The sequence below is a fragment of the Mycobacterium sp. 1165196.3 genome (assembly GCF_001673415.1).
Classification (GTDB): Bacteria; Actinomycetota; Actinomycetes; order Mycobacteriales; family Mycobacteriaceae; genus Mycobacterium; species Mycobacterium europaeum_A.
On the sequence record NZ_LZLU01000119.1, the window covers coordinates 49,443 to 55,770 of the forward strand.

Here is a 6,328-nt window from a genome sequence, read left to right on the forward strand (position 1 = left end):
AAGGCCGTCAGCCCGCCGAAGTGCCCGTCCAGTACTCCGCGAACCGCTGACCGTCGGCGGCGAGGCGCAGGATGTCGTTGCCGGTGAACGAGACCGGTCCGTCCGGGCCCAGGCCGGTGCCCACCCAGCGGCCCGCGACCAGGTCACCGTCACACAGCGGGCCGAGCTCGATGGCAAAACTCAAGTCCGAGAACATGTTTCGGGTCTGCTCGACCATCTGTGCGAGCTCCTGGGGTCCGCAGACCTCCCGGCCCGGCCAATGACCCACGAAGTCGTCGGTGACGATCTCGGGCGCGATGGGCGCGCCGTTCCACAGCTCGATGATCCAGCGGTCGTAGAGCGCTTGCACGGTCGACATACCGGGGCAATTACCCCGTCGGCTGCGCCTTCTCACTTCAGCAGGGCGACGATCTTGTCTTCCGTGGGAATCGCTTCGGCCTCGGGGTCGATCGCGTCGGTGCGCGGCAGGTGCACGTCGGGGTCGGCGAAATCACGGTACTTCTTGTCGCCGGCCAGCGCATACAGCAGGTAGCCGGTCAGCAGCGCCCGAACCGACCGCTGCGTGCGCCGGTGCGGTCCGGCCAGACCCACCACCTTGGTCAGCCGTCGTCCCTCGACCAGGCCATCGGGTTCGGCCTTGCTGACGATGCGCAGCGTCGCCGCGTCCCACACGTCGGCGAGCGGCCACGCATGCGAGTTCAGGGCTTTCGGATCGCCCGGCGCGGCGAAGATCACCCCGGGAACCTGCAGCGTCGCGGCCGGCTGCTGGGCCGGCGGACTGGTGACGCTCGGAAAGATCGCCGCCACCGCCGCGGGCTTGGCCGGCATGCCGGCCGCGGCGAACACCGCCGCCGAGCCGCCGAAACCGTGACCGGCCACGCCGAGCTTGGCCGGATGCACGCTGATCTTGCCGGGGCCCAGGCGCACCCCCGAGACGATGTCCAGGGCGGTGCCCAGATCGAAGGCGAAGTTGAGCACCGACGGCGCCAGGCCGCGCTGGGTGTCGGGCGCGCCGGCCACGATGCCCCACGACGCGAGGTGCTCGAGCAGGTTCGAATACCGGGCCGCACCGGCGAGCCAATCGTGGCCGAACGCCACCCCGGGCAGATTCAGCCCCTCCTCGGGGGTGTACACCACCCCCGGCAGCCCGGCAAAGGCCAGGTCACCACGCAAAACCCGATGCGGACCACGGCGGCTGAGAGCTGCGACGAGCTTGCGGATGCGGGCCACGCGTTGACGTTAGCGCATCCTTCGGCTAGGCCCTGACCTCGAGGACACCCACCCGCCACAGCGCCGCGTAGAGCTGATGCAGCGGGATGGACAGCAAGCGGGTGGTCATGGCCATCAAGGGGTCCGTGGGACTGGCCGCGGGCTGCCGGCGCGGCGAGGCCGGTTGCGTGGCTGCCGACGCCGTCGCGGCGGGCACCACGTCGTCGTAGCGAACTGCGGTCATGATTGCCTCCCATGGCGCCCGGCGGGCGGTCGGAGAAAGTTACGCATCTCAATACGACCCGTTGCACAATTCCCGGTTAACAACCACTGACAACAAAAATTCATTGCTCGGCTAAAAGCGTGGTCCCAGGTAGCCAGATCATCTGACTGATACCGAATGAAATCCCTACTGCAAACGGATGACCGCGGCTGCGTGGCCGACAAGCTGTGCGATCGTGATCGGTCTGGCTTCAAGCAGCTCGTCCTTCCGCGGCTTTCCGGTTATTTCCATCCTTTGCTGACATTTCAAATATTAGGGCGATGTGTCCCGCGGACGTTGGTCCGACACGAAACCGTCACAAATACACCGGGTGAAAAATGTTCCCGCCGTTTATGACGGTTGAGTGAATGGCGGAGGTGCCCAGGGCGCCGGGCTCATGGGCGGCGGAACCAGAACCGGCGGTAGGGCAAGGTCACAGCCGGCCCTTTGCGCAGGTGGGCGGCCCAACCCCGGCCGCGGAGTGCGGGGTCGGTGCCGCGCCTGCACTACCCTGTTCAGAATGTGCGGAATCGTCGGCTATGTCGGGCAGCAGCCCGCCTGCGAGGTCGTCATGGCCGCGCTGCGCCGGATGGAGTACCGCGGCTACGACTCGTCTGGCGTCGCCCTGGCCAATGGTGACGGCACGCTGACGATCAGCCGTCGCGCCGGCCGGCTGGCCAACCTGGAAGAGGCGGTCGCCCAGATGCCGCCGTCGTCGCTGACCGGGACCACCGGTCTGGGCCACACCCGGTGGGCCACCCACGGTCGTCCGACCGACCGCAACGCGCACCCGCACCGCGACGCCGCCGGCAAGATCGCCGTGGTCCACAACGGCATCATCGAGAACTACGCCAACCTGCGCCACGAACTAGAGGCCCAGGGCGTCGAGTTCGCCAGCGACACCGACACCGAGGTCGCGGTGCATCTGGTGGCGCAGGCGTATCGGCACGGCGACACCGCGGGCGATTTCGCCGCGTCGGTGCTCGCGGTGCTGCGCCGCCTGGACGGCCACTTCACGCTGGTGTTCGCCAACGCCGACGAACCCGGCACCATCGTCGCCGCCCGCCGCTCCACCCCGCTGGTCATCGGCATCGGCGAGGGCGAGATGTTCGTCGGCTCCGACGTGGCGGCGTTCATCCCGCACACCCGCAACGCCATCGAACTCGGCCAAGACCAGGCCGTGGTGATCACCGCGGACGGTTACCGGATCACCGACTTCGACGGCAACGAGGATTTGGGGCCCGGGGCATACCGCGAGTTCCACATCGATTGGGACCTGGCCGCCGCCGAGAAGGGCGGCTACGAGTACTTCATGCTCAAGGAGATCGCCGAGCAGCCCGCCGCGGTGGCCGACACCCTGCTGGGACACTTCGTCGACGGCCGGATCGTCCTCGACGAACAGCGCCTGTCCGATCAGGAGCTCCGCGAGATCGACAAGGTGTTCGTGGTCGCCTGCGGCACCGCCTATCACTCCGGGCTGCTGGCCAAGTACGCGATCGAGCACTGGACGCGGCTGCCGGTCGAGGTCGAGCTGGCCAGCGAATTCCGGTATCGCGACCCGGTTTTGGACCGCAGCACCCTGGTGGTCGCCATCTCGCAGTCCGGCGAGACCGCGGACACGCTCGAGGCGGTCCGGCACGCCAAGGAGCAGAAGGCCAAGGTGTTGGCCATCTGCAACACCAACGGCTCGCAGATCCCGCGCGAGTGCGACGCCGTGCTGTACACCCGGGCCGGCCCGGAGATCGGGGTGGCCTCCACCAAGACGTTCCTGGCGCAGATCACCGCCAACTATCTGGTGGGGCTGGCGCTGGCGCAGGCCCGGGGCACCAAGTACCCCGACGAGGTGCAGCGCGAATACCACGAGCTGGAAGCGATGCCGGACCTCGTCGCGCGGGTGATCGCGACCATCAAGCCGGTGGCCGCGCTGGCCTACCAGTTCGCCCAGTCCCCGACGGTGCTGTTTCTGGGCCGCCACGTCGGCTACCCGGTGGCGCTCGAAGGTGCACTGAAACTCAAGGAATTGGCCTACATGCACGCCGAGGGGTTCGCCGCCGGTGAGCTCAAGCACGGCCCGATCGCGCTGATCGAGGACGATCTGCCGGTCATCGTCATCATGCCGTCCCCCAAGGGGTCGGCCGTGCTGCACGCCAAGCTGCTGTCCAACATCCGCGAGATCCAGGCGCGCGGCGCGATCACCATCGTGATCGCCGAGGAAGGCGACGACACCGTGCGCCCCTACGCCGATCACCTGATCGAAATCCCGTCGGTGTCAACGCTTTTGCAGCCGCTGCTGTCGACCATCCCGCTGCAGGTGTTCGCCGCGTCGGTGGCGCAGGCCCGCGGCTACGACGTGGACAAGCCGCGAAACCTGGCCAAGTCCGTCACCGTCGAATAGGCGCGAAGCAGCTCGCGCCGCTTCCTCCGTATCACCGGCGAATACGCAGCCGATCCATTACATTGCCCTGGGAAAGCTTTTGCGGCAGGTGGGTTGGGCTACGTCCGTACGGGAGGAAGTATGCGATCGGCCGGCACGAAGTACGGCGTCGTAGGTCTTGTCGTCCTCATCCTCGCGGCATACGTGGTAGCCGTCGCGATGTACGCGCAGAGCGGTACCGGACGACGTCTGGACGTCGCCGCTCCGGCCGTCGACGGCGACAAGCCGTCGGCGATCATCAACGTCGAAGACATCCAGTCCAACAACAGCGTGCTCGCCGTCAACCTGGCATTCAATCCCGGATCGGCGTTGCTGGACCCGAAAACCCACCACCTCAAGGACGATCTGAGCCTGCGCGTGCGTTCCTCGGCGATGCCGTCCCGGCACACCTGGACCAAGGGCATGCTGCCCGGCCTGATGGCGGTCCCGCTGACCATCGCGGGCCAGATCGAGCGGTGGCCCTTCGACCAATATCGCTCGGGGCCGATCGAAGTCGAAATCTTCTACGGCCCGGACACCGACCGGGCGCCCGACCATGTGCCGGTGACCTTCGTCGACCACCTGTCCGGGTGGCGGCTGTCCGCCACCAGGTCCCAGGCGGACGGTCCCTACCGGCTGAACGTGCGGCGCTCGCTGAGCACCGCGGCGTTCGCCATCGTCATCCTCGGCGTGCTGATCACGATCGCCAGCCTGGCCCTCGTCGTGGCGATTCAGACGGCGCGCGACCGGCGGCCGTTTCAGCCGCCGATGACGACCTGGTACGCGGCGATGCTGTTCGCGGTGGTGCCGCTGCGCAACGCGCTACCCGGCTCGCCGCCGTTCGGCAGCTGGGTCGACATCACCGTCGTCATCTGGGTGCTGGTCGCGCTGGCGGTCTCGATGATTCTCTACATCGGCTGCTGGTGGCGGCATTTGAAGCCGCCGCCCGCCGCCGCACCGGCGGTACCGGCGCCCGCACCGGCGGAACCGGCACCGGCCAAGTAGCCGGACGCCGGCGGCGTGTTTGCCGCCGAAGCTGTCCGGCGCCGCGGCCCGCGTGCGAAGGTTGAGTCGTGGCGCATCCATCGGTTCGCAGGCGAGTGCGCAGCATGACGCTGGCGGTCTGGCACTACGTCACTAGCGCGCCGCTGACCTATGGCTGGTTGTTGGTGCTGATGATCACCACGATCATCCAGACCCATCTCACCGGCAGGGAGCTGCACTCGGTACTGCTGCACCGCTCCACCAACATTCACGAACTGGGCAGGGATCCGCTCGATGTCCTGTTCTCCAGCCTGCTGTGGATCGACGGCAAGAACTTCGAGCCCTACCTGCTGCTGTTCACCCTGTTTCTCGCGCCGGCCGAACACTGGCTCGGCCAGCTGCGCTGGCTCACAGTGGGATTGAGCTCGCACATCCTGGCCACCTACATCAGCGAAGGCATCCTCTACTTCGCGATCGAGGACCATGACGCCCCGCAACGGCTGGTGCACGCCCGCGACATCGGGGTCAGCTATTTTCTGGTCGGCGTGATGGCCGTGCTGACCTACCACATCGCCCGGCCATGGTGCTGGGGCTATCTCGGGGTGCTGTTCGTCATCTTCGGTTTCCCGCTGATCACCATGGGTAACGAACTGAACTTCACCGCCATCGGGCACTTCACCTCGATTCTGATCGGCCTGTGCTTCTACCCGATGACGCGCACGCGTTCCAAGGGCAGCCGGCAGCTCGGTCCGGCGCGCCTGCGGGGCATCGTGCGCCGCCGCGTGCCGCCGGCCACCCCGAGCTGATGCCGGCGCCCGCGCGCAACCGAAAAACCGTGGGCGCCAAGCCCCCGCGACGGTGCCACGTAATCTGACTCTGATGCGGCATTACTACTCGGTAGACGCGATCCGCCAGGCCGAAGCGCCACTGCTGGCCAGCCTGCCCGACGGCGCTTTGATGCGACGCGCGGCCTACGGGCTGGCCACCGAGATCATCGGCGAGTTAGCGGCGCGCACGGCGGGGCCGGTGATTGCGCCGGTCGCCGCGTCGATGCCGCTGGGGATGTCGACGGCGATCACCGGGATTCGGGCATCGTTGACGGCGGCGAACACCTCGGCCGCGGCGGGCCGCAGCGCTCCGGAGCCGGAGATGCCCACCACGCCGTCGATGACGAGATCGGTTGTCGGCGAGACGCTTTCGACGACGCGACCGCCGGCCTTTCGGAACGCCGCCAGGCCTTTGCGGTGGGTGCGCTCCGGGTTGAGCAGGATCGCGTCGGCGGCCGCGCCGCGACGGCGCAGGAAGGTGGCCGCCCACAACGCGTCTCCGCCGTTGTCTCCGGAGCCGATGACCGCGCACACACGTCGCCCGGTTACCCCGCCGGTGCGCGCCGCTAACTCGCCGATGATCTCGGTGGCCAGCCCGTAGGCCGCGCGTCGCATCAAAGCGCCGTCGGGCAG

At 67.8% G+C, this 6,328-nt stretch carries 6 protein-coding genes and 1 pseudogene; 3 read left to right on the forward strand and 4 right to left on the reverse strand.

Annotated elements, in window-relative coordinates:
- Positions 1-7: 7 nt before the first annotated feature.
- From A5659_RS13120 to A5659_RS13130, 3 genes are read right to left on the reverse strand one after another with little or no spacing between them, the layout of a single operon-like run.
- A complete protein-coding gene (locus tag A5659_RS13120; RefSeq protein WP_066866316.1) occupies positions 8-358 on the reverse strand; it encodes an ester cyclase in 351 nt (116 codons plus the stop codon).
- Between the two features lie 32 nt (positions 359-390).
- The gene (locus A5659_RS13125; protein ID WP_067181622.1) at positions 391-1,230 is read right to left on the reverse strand and encodes a dienelactone hydrolase family protein; all 840 of its coding nucleotides are present in this window, start codon (positions 1,228-1,230) and stop codon (positions 391-393) included.
- A 25-nt stretch (positions 1,231-1,255) separates the two neighbouring features.
- On the reverse strand, positions 1,256-1,453 hold the full coding sequence (locus tag A5659_RS13130; protein WP_067181625.1) for an Rv1535 family protein: 198 nt from the start codon (positions 1,451-1,453) through the stop codon (positions 1,256-1,258).
- Positions 1,454-1,991: 538 nt separating this feature from the next.
- Between A5659_RS13130 and glmS the strand changes: the two genes are divergently transcribed.
- From glmS to A5659_RS13145, 3 genes are all read left to right on the forward strand, one after another.
- Entirely contained in the window at positions 1,992-3,866 is a 1,875-nt protein-coding gene (gene glmS / locus A5659_RS13135) for a glutamine--fructose-6-phosphate transaminase (isomerizing) (RefSeq protein ID WP_066866322.1), read from the forward strand.
- A 120-nt stretch (positions 3,867-3,986) separates the two neighbouring features.
- Positions 3,987-4,889, forward strand: a complete 903-nt coding sequence (locus A5659_RS13140; protein ID WP_067181629.1) for a DUF4436 domain-containing protein — start codon at positions 3,987-3,989, stop codon at positions 4,887-4,889.
- 104 nt (positions 4,890-4,993) lie between these two features.
- Complete coding sequence (locus A5659_RS13145; protein ID WP_066866354.1) at positions 4,994-5,674, forward strand: rhomboid-like protein; 681 nt, start codon at positions 4,994-4,996, stop codon at positions 5,672-5,674.
- A 198-nt stretch (positions 5,675-5,872) separates the two neighbouring features.
- Here the strand turns inward: A5659_RS13145 and A5659_RS13150 are convergent.
- Positions 5,873-6,328 (reverse strand): annotated as a pseudogene (locus A5659_RS13150) (NAD(P)H-hydrate epimerase); the annotation flags it as partial.

Coding starts and splice junctions, on each gene's coding strand:
- A5659_RS13120 (WP_066866316.1), bottom strand. CDS start 358: ATGTCGACCGTGCAAGCGCTCTACGACCGCTGGATCATCGAGCTGTGG.
- A5659_RS13130 (WP_067181625.1), bottom strand. CDS start 1,453: ATGACCGCAGTTCGCTACGACGACGTGGTGCCCGCCGCGACGGCGTCG.
- glmS (WP_066866322.1), top strand. CDS start 1,992: ATGTGCGGAATCGTCGGCTATGTCGGGCAGCAGCCCGCCTGCGAGGTC.
- A5659_RS13140 (WP_067181629.1), top strand. CDS start 3,987: ATGCGATCGGCCGGCACGAAGTACGGCGTCGTAGGTCTTGTCGTCCTC.
- A5659_RS13145 (WP_066866354.1), top strand. CDS start 4,994: ATGACGCTGGCGGTCTGGCACTACGTCACTAGCGCGCCGCTGACCTAT.